Source organism: Paenibacillus sp. OT2-17 (assembly GCF_009827695.1).
In the GTDB taxonomy this organism is placed as follows: Bacteria; Bacillota; Bacilli; order Paenibacillales; family Paenibacillaceae; genus Paenibacillus; species Paenibacillus polymyxa_B.
The window spans coordinates 15888-30288 of sequence record NZ_WUDQ01000002.1 but is presented as its reverse complement, the minus strand read 5'-3'; the positions used below and the strand labels follow the sequence as shown (position 1 = coordinate 30288).

Sequence of the window (14401 nt, the reverse complement as noted above, 5' to 3'; positions counted from 1 at the left end):
CTTATGTCCCTTACGTTTCGTTTATCTACGTGGTACAGTGAAAGGACTATGACCGGAACGGGTGATCGTATGAAGGAACCAATTCACATATCGGTGCGTCCACTTGTGGAATATGTGCATCGGAGCGGCAGCATTCATAGCGGCTTTCGCTCGAATAGCAGTATGCTCGAAGGAACTCGCGTGCATCAGGTTATCCAGAAAGGTTACAAGGAGCATGACCGCAAAGAGGTACATTTACGTACAGAAATTTCGTATAAGGACGAATTGTTTATCATTGAAGGCCGCTGTGACGGACTGATTGAGCTGGATGGCGTATGGACAGTTGATGAAATTAAATCGATCTCTTTGCCCCTCGAAGATATTCAGGGTGACGGTCAACCCGTACACTGGGCACAAGCATTTCTGTATGCCTATATGATTGCTCGTGAGGAACAACATCATTCCATGCAGGTCCAGCTTACTTATGTACAGGCACACAGTGAAGACATTCGCCGATTTAGGCGCGAGCTATCCTTTGCTGAGCTAGAAGCTTTCGCACAAGAGATGATTGCTGGTTATGCACCGTATGCATTCCTGCTGAGAGCACATGCGGAAAAGCGGGATGCCAGCATTGCTATGTTGAACTTTCCCTTTGACACGTATCGTTCGGGTCAGCGAACTCTTGCGGGTTCGGTGTACAAGACGATTGCCGAAGGGGTTAACCTGTTTGCCAAAGCACCTACAGGTATTGGTAAAACGGTATCCACCTTGTTTCCTGCGATCAAGGCTATCGGTGAGGGCCAGGTTAGGCGAGTATATTATGTGACGGCTCGTACCACGACTCGGGCAGCAGCCGAAGAAGCTTACGCTAGAATGCAGGCCCAAGGGCTGCACATGCATGTGGTGACTTTGACTGCGAAGGATAAAATTTGCTTTAAGGATGAAAATGATTGTGATGCTGGATCATGCAGCATGTGCGAGGGCTATTACGACCGGATCAACGGTGCGGTATCCGATATTTTGGCGAATGAGACGTTAATGACCCGGGCGGTGATTGAGCATTATGCGCGCAAGCATAAGGTATGTCCCTTTGAATTTTCGCTGGATGTGGCGTATGCCTCGGATGGTATAATCAGTGATTATAATTATGTTTTCGATCCACGGATTTCTTTGAAAAGATTGCTGGAGGAGCACAAGCGAAAAGGTGTCGTACTGGTGGATGAGGCGCATAATCTGGTAGAACGCGGTCGGGACATGTTTTCGGCGGAAATTTTGAAATCTTCTTTTTTAGAACTGAAACGAGAATTTAAGTTGCTAAGCCCAGAGATTGCTGCGGCTGCGAGTGCAGTGAACGCACATATGATTACGCTGCGCAAGCAATATGCAGATACAGGAAAAGCAGTGGAGACAGTAGCACCGCAAGAGGTGCTGGAGCTGTTGGCGCCTTTTGTGGAAGCAGCTGAACGTGAACTGGTGACGGGGGGCAGTACAAGCCACGCAAGCGGTGAGGGTACGGCTTATGCATTGCTTCTAGATACGTATTTTACCGCTCAGAATATGCTGCGCATTGCTGCTTTATACGATGAACGATACGTTACATATGTGGAAGCGGGGCGCAGTGAAGTGAGGGTCAAGCTGTTCTGCCTCGATCCTTCTCACTTGCTGGGACAAGCTATTAAGGGCTACCGCTCAGCCATTTATTTTTCCGCAACGTTGACACCGCTTGCTTATTACCGGGACATGCTCGGAGCAAACGAGGAAGATTATACGTTACAGGTTCCTTCCCCCTTCCATCAGGAGCAGTGGGATGTACGTCTGCTGCCGCTCTCCATCCGTTATCGGGATCGTGAGCGTTCCAAAGGGGCGATTGCGGATATGCTGGCTGCATTGGTTGTAGAACGGAAAGGAAATATCCTTGTATTTTTCCCGTCCTATCCATATCTGCGTGAGGTATATGAGGAGTTCATGCTTCGGGACGTGTCCGCAAATACGTTGGTACAAAGTCCGGGGATGACCGAACCAGAGCGGGATCGATTTCTAGAGGCTTTCCAGCCTGGGCAAGAGCACACCTTGCTTGGCTTTGCCGTACTGGGTGGTGTGTTTGCTGAAGGTGTCGATTTACCTGGGGATCGCTTAAATGGGGTAGTGGTCGTCGGCGTCGGCTTGCCGCAAATTGGAGCAGAGCGGGATGTGCTGCGGGATTATTTTTCCGAACAGGGACGGAATGGTTTCAACTATGCGTATGTATATCCAGGGATGAACAAGGTTCTTCAGGCAGGTGGCAGACTTATTCGCACAGAGCACGACGAAGGATTGTTGGTCCTGGTAGATGATCGTTTTGCCAAGGAACCGTATGCTTCTTTGCTGCCAGACGAATGGAAAAGCTACCGTCTGACGGAACAAGCGGGATTAAGGAAGGAATGGATAGACTATGAACTTTAATTTTCATAATGACTCCATACGCGGGGTGCTGCGTAGCTTTGGACATGAAGATGCCGAAGTGGATAATATAGAGACTTTTGTGACATTTGCACGCTTGGCTAACGGTATTTTCAGAGAAATGGATACCGATTTTAGCAAGTTGGGGGCTTCTCAGGGCCGGATTATTGTTCTTAGCCTGTTGCATTGCCATTCGCCACATCGCATGACACCATCAGAGTTGGCGGAAAAAGCTGATGTGACGCGTGGAACCATGACGGGGCTGATCGACGGATTAGAGCGAGATGGCATGATTGAACGTGTGGCTCATGAGAGTGACGGGCGGATGGTGACTGTCGGATTAAAGGAGGCAGGACGAGAGCTGTTAAGTAAGATAGTCCCTTATTATACGAAGTTGATTCGGTCGTGTATGTCTGAGTTTACGCCGCAGGATCATAAGATGATGAAGGGTTTACTGGGAAAAATGAAAGGCGGTTTTGAGCGGTCCTTGCCGAAATGCTGAATTCCTAATATAAGGAATAAGGAATAGGAGAGAGAACATGTTCTTTTATACAGATGAGGTCTATGAAGCCCGTGATTTTGGATCAATGGATGCCAGAGAAGGCGAGTGGAGAAATTGCGAGTTTACCCGATGTCGCTTTCGGGGTGTGGAGATGAATGAGTCCCTCGTGGAGGGCTGTACTTTTGTGGACTGTGATTTTACCGGAGCCATTCTGAATGCATCTCACTACAAGGAGTCGGCTTTTACCAATTGTTTGTTCACCAGCGCCAATCTGTTTGTAGTCCGGTTTGATAACTGCAAGCTAGTAGGTTCAGATTTTGCAGGGGCGAATATGGATGGTATCACAATTACGGGCGGAGACTGGTCTTATACGAATTTGCGTCATGCAGATTTAAGAAAACAAGATTTGCGAAAAATACGATTCAAGGAAGCTGACTTATCCGAATGCAATTTGGAAAAAGCAGATTTGCGGGAGGCGGATCTTACCCGAGTAAGACTGCACAATGCCCATCTTCAAGGAACAGACCTGCGCGGTGCGAAAATGGATGGTGTGAATTTTAAAGATCTGGACATCACTGGAGCCAAGCTGGATATCGAGCAGGCAGTAGCGGTAGCTCGCTCCTATGGAGCCAAGGTGGAAGGCTAAAAAGCACGGGATACAGGAGCTGTCTCGATCTGCAGTACCCCGTGTGGGTGAAATGGATGGTTGACTTGAATTTGAAGGACTTAATCTTTAGTGGATGCCGGCAGTAGTGGAATTGCTGCTTCCGGGTCCCGGTTTGGCAAATGATCAACTCCCACAGGCTCTAGCGGCTGCTGTGGAACCGTCCAGTTGCGCGCGATATCTGCCGCAGTTCGCTGCTCCAGCAAGCGCTTGGCCACTTCATAACATTGATCGACATGCCGATTACCAATGGTTCGCATAGCAGTAAAGCCAATTGCCGCGGCTAGCCCTTGCCCCAGAAGGGGGACAAACTTGCTAACCTGCTTGGTAGCGATACGAATGCCCATTTTTTTCAAAATCTGCACGATGACTTCACGGGTAATGAGTCGCCCGATCAGCTTGCTGCCAATCGAGGTGATAAAACCATACACCATGGATTTTGTTTCTGCGTCCAGACCTTCCAGCTGCTTCTCAGATAATCCGAATTTTCCATTAATAGCTGGCAGTAGCTGCATCAAAATGCCAACATCAGCAAGAACGTCAGCCCCTGGAACTGGAACTAATACCGCCCCACCTGAAGCCGCAGCCCTTTTCGTCACCATGGATTTACATTCTTTACGGATCTGCTCCAACTCTTCTATTGTTCGGGCTGTCATATGCATCTCTCCTTCATACGCTTCCGATTAGGACCCACGATTCTACCCTGTTATTACACACATTTCTACCTTTCTTAAGCATGGAGTAAGCAAAAAATCGCTGATTCACGCACTATCCCACATTTACTCCTGTGAAGCGATCAGGCATAATGAAGGATGGTTGCCGATAAGAACAAGCCTGTTTTACGGGGATAAAGGAAGGAAGAGACAGATGAGTCAGACAAACGTTTATTTTAATCATGATGGTGGAGTGGATGATCTAGTATCCCTTTTTATGCTGCTTCAGATGGAGCAGGTTCATTTGACCGGAGTATCGGTGATTCCAGCAGATGGTTACCTGGAGCCTGCGACGGATGCCAGTCGTAAAATTATTGATCGTTTTGGACAAAATAAAGGGCCTGTGGAAGTCGCAAAGTCTAATTCACGCGGTAAAAATCCGTTTCCTGCCGCTTGGCGTTTACATTCCTTCTATGTGGATGCATTACCCGTACTGAATGAATCGGGGCGTATGGAAGCACCGCTTTCATCCCTGCCAGCTCATCAGCATCTGATCGAAAAGGTACGCGGAGCTGAAGGTAAGACGCTGTTACTATTCACTGGACCGCTAACCGATCTGGCGCGAGCGCTGGATGAAGCACCGGATATTGAAGCAAAGATTGAAAAGCTGGTATGGATGGGTGGCACCTTTGAAAAAGGGAATGTAGAAGAGCCGGAGCATGACGGCACAGCAGAGTGGAATGTGTTCTGGGACCCAGAAGCGGCATATCGGGTGTGGCAAAGCGGCATTACGATTGATCTGGTAGCGCTGGAAAGCACAAGCAAAGTGCCATTAACTCCAGCAGTACGCAATCGTTGGGCTGCGGAGCGCCGATATGAAGGCGTGGATTTCTTGGGTAATTGCTATGCTGGATGTCCGCCGCTCGTCTATAGCGAAACGAACTCAACCTACTACTTGTGGGATGTACTGACCACTGCATCCGTAGGACGCCCGGACATTGTCAAGAAAAAGACGGTGCATTGCAGCGTTATCGCAGAAGGACCAAGTCAGGGCAGAACGGTGGAACAGGCAGATGGACGTCCTGTGAACCTGGTATATGATACAGATCCAGAGGCCTTTTTTACGTATATGGCGGATTTGGCAAAGCTGGCTGCTCCCAAACGTTACTAAGTCTGGCTATGCATAAGCGTGCGGCTTAGAGCAACCATACTGCCTAGTAGCACGTAATCCATAACATAAAGCCCGTGACGTTATGCGTCACGGGCTTCTATTGCATGATGTCTCTATATATCACAAGCTAATCTCTGTTTCAGGCAGACTCCTGGTATATTTTCAGGGTGAACTGGAGTGTTATCTCCGTCCCCCTACCAGGTTCACTGCTCCCTGTCATCTTACCGTTCATTCGTTTTAATAGATGTTTGGTAATCTGCCAACCCAAGCCTGGATTACCATATGAGGGGGAGTACCCACGGTCATGTTCAAGCCACAATTTCAATTTATTCGGAGATATACCGATTCCAGTATCCTTCACCTTTAATTCCAGTTCAACCTCAGGTGCATCGGTCACAGATCGGGTGGTTGCAGATAAAGTGACGGCTCCTGTGCTTGTAAACTTCACTGCATTATCTACCAAATTAATCAGCATACGGCGAATTTTAGCCTCATCCCCGATAAAAATAGGCGAGCTGGTGAGATTCCAGTCGAGCTTCAACTCTAGATTCCGTCGCGCAGCTACCTCTGTATACAGACTCAATACATTTTCCATCATCGTTCTCAGATCAAACGGATCTTCAATATCATCGATCTGCCTGGACTCTATATTGCTGTAATCCAAAATATTACTCAACAACGTCATAAGCGAGCGACTGCTCGACTCCATGATGCTCATATATTGCTGTTGTTCCTCTGTTAACTCCGTCGTCAGCATGAGGTCGGTGGCTCCCCATATTTCGGTTAGCGAAAACCGAATTTTATTACTCAGGGAAGAGATCAAATCCAGCTTGCTCAGGGCAGAGATCTCAGCATCTATCTTTTCTTTCTCCAGTTCCACCACATAACCCAGAAATACAGCCATAGCCTGTAGGGCCTTCAATTCGGATTCTGTCAAATGTACAGATGGCGCGTCCAAGATACAAATGGTTCCGTAAGCCTGACCATTTTTCATGCGAATAGGGATTCCTGTAAATGAGTGGTTTCCCATGGTTTTAGTCACATCTAAATCGCAAGTGTGCGGGTGAATAGTCGTTTCTGAAATCGTGAGGTGATCTGCAGGATGGTCCAACACCAGACTGCAATAGCTAAGCTCAAAAGGGAGCACATCCCCTTTCTTAACGAGTATCTCTTCCCGGTTAAATGAATCAACGATTACATTCGTAATCCCATCATTAGCGGCAATGAAAATGGTATTTACATGCAAAATATCACTCAACACATCAATGACATGCGCGGTAGCCTCTTGAATACTATTATAAAAACCTGTAGGTGAAGTAGTCATGTATCTCCAATCCTGATGCAAAGTGGTGGTTATCCAAAAACTTTAGCAGTTTGTGTATCCCATTCCCGATCCTCTGAATGTGTTTTTGGAGCGTATCATTAATTATACATGATTATTTCATTATAAACCGATCTTTCTACTTCCATTTACCTATTCGCTTGCGCAAACCTTCATTTTTTAGGTCTAATGCTAGCCTTTCTGGGAAGGTTTTTGTTTGTATTATTACACATTCACGAAAATATATGATTATTTTCATTCTTTTTTCATAAATTCATATGTAATCTCATGATATGAAAATTGTGTAATAAAATAGGAGGATAGAACCAGTAATATCATGTAAATATTCTATATAATAGGTTCAGAGGTGGAATTATGAGTAGACAGGAAGCCCTACAACACTTCCTTAAGACCTATGCAGAAGATGTATTGAACCAGAAATTACATCAAGCAGCGTCTTTGTATGAACAAATAAAAGAAGAGCTCATCTCTTCCTTTATTCAATCCTTTCAATCGATCTGCCTGCAAGCCCATTCTGCAGAAGTGGCCAAGACGAGGATCGGATACATTACCTATTCTATGAGGCGCACGTATCTGATGGATCGTAACTATAACTATGTCGTCGAAGCCTATGATAAAAATTGGTTCTTTGATCCTCAACCTTGTTATGGAATCTATGATGCAGGCTGGGCATTCAGCTTTTTAGCAGAATTGGAGGATGAATTGAATCAGCTTCGAAAACCCTATATGAATAAGATTTTTCAGCCTGATGTGGAGCGATTTGTACTCCAGGCTACAGGGGAATTCCATCAATATATTCTGAAATTAGCGAAAGATGCTATTCAGCAGGCTGTACATTTACCTGAATTCAAGGCGTTGAAATGTGAGGACGATTTGGAAGTAAGAATAGGGGAGTATAAAGGAATCAGTGAGGTGGTGTATTCAACAGCTTATGGAGTACTACATGATTCAACAGGATAATCGTATTACGGAGTATATGTATCCAGTAGAGACAAATCGCAGGCAGTTGTTGGAATGGGCAGAAAGCCCATCATGTGCCGATGAAGAATCTATTTTACAATTTTATGTATCAGGTGATGCGGACTATATTGATTTTATAGAGCATCGGGTATCCATCGTTTCGGAACAACTAAAGGAAATCTTTGATATATATCAATCCGGATTAAGCTGGAAGTTGGTTGTTTTTGCCGATATGCAGCGAATGCAGCAAACAAGGTATTGGCTGGCAAATCCACCTAGCCTGATGTGTTTATCACCATGTAGTGAATATCATAGGGACGGTACACTGAAGAAAATCATTCTAGATGAATATGCAGTGGAGAATCATAAAATATTCAGGGTTCAGGATGCCAATCATCATATCATTGTAGACCTCGATGTGGCTGAATGTATTTTGAAGTTCAATCTGGCAGGCTTGAAATTACAAAAGGTTGATACAGAGGGGCCAATTATACAAAGGAGAGTCCAAGAATGAGTGAGAGCTATGTAGTGGATGGGGCACAGATACATTGCAGCTATGGAAGTCATACGGGAAGATTTAGTGTTTCAGCTAACAGAGGGATTAGTATTGGCGACAAACTGCAAGGGAATATTCAGGATTTTCACCCGCAGACGCATATCTCTTCTTTCGGAATGTGCCGTAGTATGCATAATCCTACAGTTTCTTCTGCTAACAAAGGAAATTCCGGAAAAATCATTCCGCAGCCCTGCAAACCGAGCGTTTCTATGCCTTGGTTGAATGGAAAAAAGGATGTATACGTAGATCAATCTCCGGCTCTTATGAGCTGCTCCACGAACTTATGCATGTGGTGTGGAAAAATCTCGTTCACCACAGACGGGCAGGAATAGTTAACAGATTGTAGGATTTGCATCACATGAAAAGCAAACGGGGGGAGTAAGATGGGACTGGCAGGAACTGTGCTGACTTATGGAAATATTAGAGTGAATGCACCGTATGAAATTATCAGGCTGCTTGATTTTGAATTGACACAGAAGATAAATGAGCACGGCAAGGTGTACATCACTGCTCTCATACCGGATGAGGATCATGCAAAGTATGATGGATTAGCTTACGATGAAGATGTGCTAGAGGTATATGAGACGGATAAAGAGCGAGGGACAGTTAGCATCTTTAAAGGAATTGTCACCAATATTAGAATTGCATTCAAAAATGGCGTATATCACATGTACATAGAGGCTGCCTCTTTTACATATCTGATGGATCAACAACGGAAAAATCGTTCGTTTCAAAATAGCAACTTGACGTATTATCAACTGTTCCGCGAACTTATAGATGCCTATCCACACGGGGATTTTATTGACCTGACGGACAGCGATCAAAAGCTGGGTGGCTTTACTATCCAGTATGGGGAGAGTGATTGGGAGTTTCTAAAAAGAATGGCCTCTCGTCTGCAAGCTGGACTCATTGCCGAGATCACATCCGTGTTCCCGAGACTATGGTTAGGTACCTCGAAAGAACAGGTGAAAGGTGAACTGCGTAGCATTAACTTTTCCCTCCAAAAAACAAAGTCAGGTCCAGAATATACATATGCTGAAGTGGAGGATACGAAGCGTTTTGAACTTGGAGATGTCGTCGTGTTTCAACGAAAGCATTGGGTTATTAATCAGATTCATGCAGAGATGAAGCAAGGCATCATGACATATGGCTACGTTCTCGTTCCGGAAGCAGGTATTCCGAGGGAGGTTATACATAACCCGTTAATCAAAGGTACCTCTATTGAAGGGAAAGTCATAGAGTTAGATGGTGAAAACGAATCCGTTAAACTGCACTTGTCCGTGGATTCTATGCAGTCCAAAGTTGAGGGGTGCTGGTTTTCTTACCCCACCATGTATACCAGTGATGGAATCGGTTGGCATTGCATGCCCGAGCTAGGGGACCATGTTCATTTGTATTTTCCATCCAACAAAGAAAAGGAAGCTCGTGTGGTTCAATCCCTACGTAAGAGAGACTTCAAAGGAGATGAAATCAGCAAGCCGTCAAGAAAGCTGTTTCATACCAAAACTCAAAAAGTGGCGAGATTCGACGACAAAGAAGTGGCACTTTCCACCCAAAAAGAAAAGATACTTGTACGCTTAAATCCAGCTTCCGGTATTCACGTGTATAGTCATCACGATCTTACCTTTCACGCTGATACAGACTTGGTGCTGCATGGCAAAAAGGTACAGATGACCGCTACTCGCGAAATATCTCTGACGTGCAAAACCAGCTATATCCGAACCGATGGAACACTTCATATTAAGGTTAGTAAGTTCATGAAAAATCAGGTACCTGATGCCGAACTGAAAGCTTATAAATCCCTGATTCAAGAATTGAAGGGAAAAGGGTATCCGCAATGGGTGCAGAATTTGCTGCTTCAATTTAAAACGGACTACTACAAAGCCGTGGCAGCCGGGGACAAAAAAGGGGCCAAGGAAGCAGCGGCCAAGGCCAAGCAATTGCGTCAGCAGGTGGCAGAAATAGATCGTATGCCTGCCTGGGCCAGAGCGCAAATGCATGAATACACGTCCCAGTGGTGGGAAGCGCATGGAGCCAACGACAAAGCCAAGCAAAAGCAGATGCATCTTCTCGCGAACCAAATGCGTGACAACGTGCTAATCAACGAGCTGATTCGTGGTCATTCAGCCAAATCCTATCTAGATGCGAATCGGCTGGAGGAGCTGTCCGGACAATACGCAGATGCGGCCCATAAGCTGACCATCGCCGATCAAAAGGCTATTGCTAAGGAAGCTGCCGCCTTGCGGAGTAAGTATGGCGTGAACAGCCTGCTTGCCAGAGATAATTTGAACAAGCTTGCCAAGAAGTATCCAGACAGCTTCTCGTACAAGCTTCCAGCTACAGGCGATTGGGATAAGGAGGTTAACGCCGCACTGCATGATTTTGCGAAAAAATACGGTCTGGAGAATAAGGGCTATGGTCGTGATGTGCTCGCAGTGTACCTGCATCAAGTAGCCAATGGTATCCTTCCATGGCCTAAGGTTAGCAAGGCTGCAACGCCAACAATTCCAGCAACGACAACAACGAAAACGGAACCGGGCAAGAAGCCGCCGACTACTCCTGAAAAGCCAGCGAAGGAGGAACCAAAGCCTACTCCATCCAACAGTTCTGCCGAGGAAAAAAGGAAAGCAATTGTAGAATTCGCTAAGAAGTTTTTAGGCAAGATTCCTTACTGTATGGATACTAAAATTACAACGATGAAGCTGGACCCCAACAATCCACCTATTTATATGGACTGTTCTGATTTTAGTTCCTCGGTGTACTTTACCATATTAAATGTGCGTATAGGCGGTACTACAAGAGACCAAATCAATCGGGGGACAGAGGTTGACCACCAAAGTTTACGCTCTAAGGGGGATTATAAAAACCTGAAGTTAGGTGACCTAATATTATTTGATTGGAAAAAAAGAACGGGGAGACAACCGAATCATGTAGGCATGTATATCGGGAACGGGGAATTTATTCACGAGCATGGTAACGCAACTAAGCCTAGTGAAATGGATTCAGATAAAAAGCCTTCTCATAATGTAACGATAGATAAATTAAGCAAAGATTGGAAGGGGTCTTACGGTCGTATATATACAAACGTAATAGCAGTTAGGCGTATTATCCAAGACGATGGATCCATTAAAAATAAGTAGGGATAAGGAAGTACAGAATCGTATAAAGGAACTGAGCCAACCCGCTTAATGAGGAAACTTTATAGAGAGTGTAGAAGAGAGGAGAAATCATGCGTTGTATAAAAGTAGTTTTGATTATTGTTTTTTCAGTGCTGATATCTGCATGTACAGCAACCATAGGAGAGGACAATACATCTTCGCAGTCCCCCAATAAACTATCAAGTAATGAAGTTAAGGTCAATCAGGATGCTGCAAAGGGGAATGGAAAGCAAGCAAGCTGGCTTTTGAATGGTCAGGAAGGCGTAGAAGATCGAGTTCAATTCTTAACCAATTTAGATGATCCTACTGGAGAAACTAATATCCGTATCGACGACCTGATTGACACCATGCAAACTCGGGAAGAACGTCTAAAATATCGTGGCTCACAAGTATATGTTGGGGAAATAACAAGTGACGGCAGTCGTATGTCGATTATCAGAGATGTTTATGGGGAGCAACCAGAGGAGATGCTCATTATTGAAGTGTACGATCTGGATGCGGGAGAAAAAGAACGAGAGTTTAAATTGCCGCCAACGGCTCAATATCCTGTGATCTCTTCTGATTTAAGCAAATATCTATACGTAATGGACGGACGTTTGTATTTATATAATGCAATAAGTAAAAAAACTACAGAATTGAAGACTAACAAAGGCAAAGCGGATGTTAGTAATATTGCTCAGGGAGTGTTTTCACCGGATAACACCAAGTTATGTTTTGTTGATGATCAGACAGGGATCGTAATGCTTGATCTATCCGGTGATAGTGGTACGAAGCTTCTGCTTGCAGGCACTGATGTCTCGAGTATTATGCAATGGGATCAGGAGAACCGACTTATTTATACCACTTATAAAAAAGATAATACTTTCATAAACGATATTTATTCACTAGATATACACACTGGAAAAGTACAGTTTATAACTAAAAATGAGGGCGATTTTATTTTATCCCCAGATCAAAAAAAATTGGTTCTGGCAGATGATGAGGTTGTAAAAATGTTCATGATTGATGTAGCTAGTGGAAAAAAAGAAGATATTTCGTCCATTGTAAGTGGTGAAGGAACCTGGGTAGTTCCAATACAGTGGATCGAAACAAAAACCAATTATATGAAATATAGCAACAAGGTCAAAGTGAAAAAGGTTACGGCCTCTTCCACACTTCCTAATCAGAGTAACTATTCTTTTAATGTGAACAATTTAACGGACGATAATAATTTAACCCCTTGGTGTGAAGGAACGAAGGGAGGCGGAGTAGGAGAAGCGGTAACTATGGATTTGGGTTCAATTCAAGAGGTCAGAGGTATGGAGATGGTTGACGGTATTATACGAGTTAACAATAAGTATTTAGACGTGAATACAATCCAAAAAATGAAACTTGATTTTTCGGATGGACAATCTGTGGTGCTTGAGAATAATGACACCCGCTTCAAGTTCGATGAACCCATACGGACATCTTTCGTTAAAATTACTATTCTAAAAGTGAAAAATGGCACAGATTTCCCCAATACTTGTATAGGTGAGCTGAAGTTATTGTGATGAGCAGTAGAAAGCGAAATAAAACTGCGGTGTGGATAAGTAAAATTGCGTTATTCGTCATAATCTTTTCCATGCTATGTGGCTGTATACAATCGAACGAGAGCCGAAAAGTAGGACAGGAGCGGAATGAAACTCATGCTTCTGTCTCTCAGTCCGAGAAACTTCCTCCAACAAAAAGGGCTGTAAATTGGTTGCTCTTTGAAGCGGAAAATGGAAACATGCCTATAGATTATCTCGCTGATATGGATGATCCTACAGGTAATACCTATATTGATTTAGATGACATTATAGGTAAATTACATGCAAGTGAAGGTGAAGCGTATCCTGAAAATGAGTTGTATCTGGCTGGTTTCTCGGATGATGGCAAACATATCGCTTTATGTAGAGAATCGCAGGATTTGGATTATTTAATCATTAAAATCTTTGATCTGTCTACCACAAAGAAAATAACTGAATTTAAGGTGCCGAATAGGGACTACGCCGTTATGTCTCCTGACTTTCGGAAGTGTGTTTACACAGAGGATGCTGCCTTTTTTTATTATATAAATCAGATGCAGAAAACGAAAGCATTAGGACATTTAAACGATGGCCACTATCTCGTTCTTCCCGTGTTCTCACCTGACAGTAACCAATTTGCCCTTGTCAATAGTAACCATAATATATTGATCTATGACTTGTCCAAGAACAAGCTAATCCAACAAATCAAGTCAGGATTAGACGGCATACAGATTGAACAGTGGCTTTATAACGATAATTTACTGCTCTCTTCTTACGATCTTGATAAGACGTATTTGCTCAATATCAGAACAGGAGAGAAGAGGTTATTAATGAAAGCCACAAACTCTCCTGTTATAACCTCGGATAATCACAGGGTTGCTTATTTGAACTCGAAGGGTGAAATGCAACAACGAGACATCCCAACAGGTCTGCCTATAAAATACTCCAATGTATTCCATAGGATAGGCTATAACGTGTCCCCTACACAATGGATACAAACTACAACGGATTTGATGAAATATCGGAAAAGCATTCCGGCACAGAAAATTGTTGCTTCATCTACACTTCCAGATCAGGCAGGGAACTCCTATGCTGCCCGTAACATCATGGATGGAGATGCGAGCACAGCCTGGTGCGAAGGGGTTAAGGGAGACGGGATCGGGGAGTGGATCAAAATTGATTTCGGCTCTATGCAAGAACTGAAGGGGTTTGAGCTTATTAATGGTTTAGCTAAGTCATCCAAAGCTTTCCAAGCAAATAATAGAGTTAAACGAATGAAACTAGAGTTTTCAAACGGGCAGACCATGATGATAGATAATGATTTTATAAGAAACGAATTTCTTGATAACCCCATTCATACCTCTTTCGTGAAAATAACGATTGAGGCCGTAGAGCGAGGAAGCAAATATAACGATACCTGTATGTCAGAGATACGATTCTTTTAGTAT

General features: G+C 44.2%; 12 protein-coding genes. 10 read left to right on the top strand and 2 right to left on the bottom strand.

Annotated elements, in window-relative coordinates; all coding sequences use genetic code 11:
• The first annotated feature begins 48 nt into the window (after nt 1-48).
• The 3 genes from GRP75_RS01310 to GRP75_RS01300 are packed head-to-tail and all read left to right on the top strand — an operon-like array spanning nt 49 to nt 3566.
• Nucleotides 49-2421 carry an ATP-dependent DNA helicase gene (locus tag GRP75_RS01310; RefSeq protein ID WP_160788464.1) on the top strand — a complete coding sequence of 791 codons (2373 nt, stop codon included), beginning with the start codon at nt 49-51 and terminating at the stop codon, nt 2419-2421.
• Nucleotides 2411-2920: a MarR family winged helix-turn-helix transcriptional regulator gene (locus GRP75_RS01305; protein WP_013312480.1), complete on the top strand. Its 510-nt coding sequence runs from the start codon at nt 2411-2413 to the stop codon at nt 2918-2920. Before GRP75_RS01310 ends, GRP75_RS01305 begins: the two co-directional genes overlap by 11 nt.
• Before the next feature lie 37 nt (nt 2921-2957).
• Nucleotides 2958-3566 carry a pentapeptide repeat-containing protein gene (locus GRP75_RS01300; RefSeq protein ID WP_160788413.1) on the top strand — a complete coding sequence of 203 codons (609 nt, stop codon included), beginning with the start codon at nt 2958-2960 and terminating at the stop codon, nt 3564-3566.
• 80 nt (nt 3567-3646) lie between these two features.
• Here GRP75_RS01300 and GRP75_RS01295 read toward each other — a convergent pair whose 3' ends face one another.
• Nucleotides 3647-4240: a hypothetical protein gene (locus tag GRP75_RS01295; RefSeq protein ID WP_028540784.1), complete on the bottom strand. Its 594-nt coding sequence runs from the start codon at nt 4238-4240 to the stop codon at nt 3647-3649.
• Nucleotides 4241-4451: 211 nt separating this feature from the next.
• Between GRP75_RS01295 and GRP75_RS01290 the strand changes: the two genes are divergently transcribed.
• Entirely contained in the window at nt 4452-5408 is a 957-nt protein-coding gene (locus tag GRP75_RS01290) for a nucleoside hydrolase (RefSeq protein WP_013312477.1), read from the top strand.
• Nucleotides 5409-5547: 139 nt separating this feature from the next.
• On the opposite strand, the gene GRP75_RS01285 is transcribed toward GRP75_RS01290, so the two are convergent.
• A complete protein-coding gene (locus GRP75_RS01285) occupies nt 5548-6732 on the bottom strand; it encodes a sensor histidine kinase (RefSeq protein ID WP_160788412.1) in 1185 nt (394 codons plus the stop codon).
• Nucleotides 6733-7104: 372 nt separating this feature from the next.
• On the opposite strand from GRP75_RS01285, the gene GRP75_RS01280 reads away from it, so the two are divergent.
• The 6 genes from GRP75_RS01280 to GRP75_RS01255 all read left to right on the top strand — a co-directional run bounded on the left by GRP75_RS01280 (nt 7105) and on the right by GRP75_RS01255 (nt 14398).
• Nucleotides 7105-7710, top strand: coding sequence for a hypothetical protein (locus tag GRP75_RS01280; protein WP_160788411.1), 606 nt, complete (start codon nt 7105-7107; stop codon nt 7708-7710).
• Nucleotides 7694-8224 (top strand): hypothetical protein, encoded by a 531-nt coding sequence (locus GRP75_RS01275; protein ID WP_075154891.1) that lies wholly within the window; start codon nt 7694-7696, stop codon nt 8222-8224. Before GRP75_RS01280 ends, GRP75_RS01275 begins: the two co-directional genes overlap by 17 nt.
• Nucleotides 8221-8598, top strand: a complete 378-nt coding sequence (locus GRP75_RS01270) for a DUF4280 domain-containing protein (RefSeq protein WP_023990845.1) — start codon at nt 8221-8223, stop codon at nt 8596-8598. Before GRP75_RS01275 ends, GRP75_RS01270 begins: the two co-directional genes overlap by 4 nt.
• A gap of 51 nt (nt 8599-8649) precedes the next feature.
• A complete protein-coding gene (locus GRP75_RS01265; RefSeq protein ID WP_160788410.1) occupies nt 8650-11406 on the top strand; it encodes a C40 family peptidase in 2757 nt (918 codons plus the stop codon).
• 89 nt (nt 11407-11495) lie between these two features.
• Nucleotides 11496-12956 carry a discoidin domain-containing protein gene (locus GRP75_RS01260; protein WP_160788409.1) on the top strand — a complete coding sequence of 487 codons (1461 nt, stop codon included), beginning with the start codon at nt 11496-11498 and terminating at the stop codon, nt 12954-12956.
• Nucleotides 12956-14398 carry an NADase-type glycan-binding domain-containing protein gene (locus GRP75_RS01255; protein ID WP_071558087.1) on the top strand — a complete coding sequence of 481 codons (1443 nt, stop codon included), beginning with the start codon at nt 12956-12958 and terminating at the stop codon, nt 14396-14398. The genes GRP75_RS01260 and GRP75_RS01255 overlap by 1 nt, the downstream gene beginning before the upstream one ends.
• Nucleotides 14399-14401: the final 3 nt, after the last annotated feature.